Annotated in this window: 1 rRNA gene (cut by a window edge); it reads right to left on the bottom strand. The window is 53.7% G+C overall.

Going from position 1 to position 1,592, the window contains the following annotated elements:
* A 23S ribosomal RNA gene (locus ACETK3_RS21115) occupies positions 1–1,269 on the bottom strand; it reaches 1,638 nt to the left of the window's first position.
* Positions 1,270–1,592 lie beyond the last annotated feature (323 nt).

Below are 1,592 nucleotides of genomic sequence, written 5' to 3'. Positions count from 1 at the left end.
TATGTGAATGCCACAACTTCGGCGGTGTACTTGAGCCCCGCTACATTGTCGGCGCGGAATCACTTGACCAGTGAGCTATTACGCACTCTTTTAAGGGTGGCTGCTTCTAAGCCAACCTCCTGGTTGTCTGGGCAACTCCACATCCTTTCCCACTTAGCACACGCTTAGGGGCCTTAGTTGGTGGTCTGGGCTGTTTCCCTCTCGACTATGAAGCTTATCCCCCACAGTCTCACTGCTGCGCTCTCACTTACCGGCATTCGGAGTTTGGCTGACGTCAGTAACCTTGTAGGGCCCATTAGCCATCCAGTAGCTCTACCTCCAGCAAGAAACACGCAACGCTGCACCTAAATGCATTTCGGGGAGAACCAGCTATCACGAAGTTTGATTGGCCTTTCACCCCTACCCACAGCTCATCCCCTCCATTTTCAACTGAAGTGGGTTCGGTCCTCCACGACGTCTTACCGTCGCTTCAACCTGGCCATGGGTAGATCACTTCGCTTCGGGTCTAGATCACGCCACTCACACGCCCTATTCAGACTCGCTTTCGCTACGGCTGCCCCACACGGGTTAACCTCGCGACGTAACACTAACTCGCAGGCTCATTCTTCAAAAGGCACGCCGTCACCAGAATCAGACTGGCTCCGACGGATTGTAAGCACACGGTTTCAGGTACTGTTTCACTCCCCTCCCGGGGTACTTTTCACCTTTCCCTCACGGTACTGGTCCGCTATCGGTCATTAGGTAGTATTTAGGCTTATCAGGTGGTCCTGACAGATTCGCACGGGATTTCTCGGGCCCCGTACTACTTGGGATACTCTCACAGGCGGTACAAACACATTACGGTTACGGGACTAACACCCTCTCTGGCCGGCCTTTCAAAACCGTTCACCTATGCGCGCACATCACACCCCACCAGCCCGGCAGAACTGGTATGGAAAGTCCCACAACCCCGACCATGCAACGCCCGCCGGCTATCACACATGGAACGGTTTAGCCTGATCCGCGTTCGCTCGCCACTACTAACGGAATCACTATTGTTTTCTCTTCCTGCGGGTACTGAGATGTTTCACTTCCCCGCGTTCCCCCCACGCACCCTATGTGTTCAGGTACGGGTCACCAGGCAACTCACGCCCCTGGCGGGGTTTCCCCATTCGGACACCCTGGGATCACAGTCCGGTTATCGACTCCCCCAGGCTTATCGCAGATTCCTACGTCCTTCTTCGGCTCCTAATGCCAAGGCATCCACCGTGTGCTCTTAAAAACTTGACCACAAAGATCAAAAACATTTTCGAGAGAACCACAGAAACTGTCCCGCGCACCCAAAGGCACACGAACCAGATCCAGGTTCATAATCTTGGAAATTGCTTCTTATACAAGATGCTCGCGTCCACTATGTAGTTCTCAAACAACAACCCCACACCACACACCCCACACACAACCCCCCAAAAAAAGGAGTCAAACACGTGCAGGAACGTCATGGCAGGGAAACCAGAAACAAACAAACCCACCCGGCAACCCCCACAAACGAGAGCCACCACATGGTCCTGTTGTCTCAGGACCCAACAGTGTGCCAAACACTAAACCACCCGGTA

Origin of the sequence: Arthrobacter sp. E44 (assembly GCF_041877125.1) — a bacterium.
GTDB lineage: Bacteria > Actinomycetota > Actinomycetes > Actinomycetales > Micrococcaceae > Arthrobacter.
This window is presented reverse-complemented; position numbering and strand designations above follow the sequence as displayed.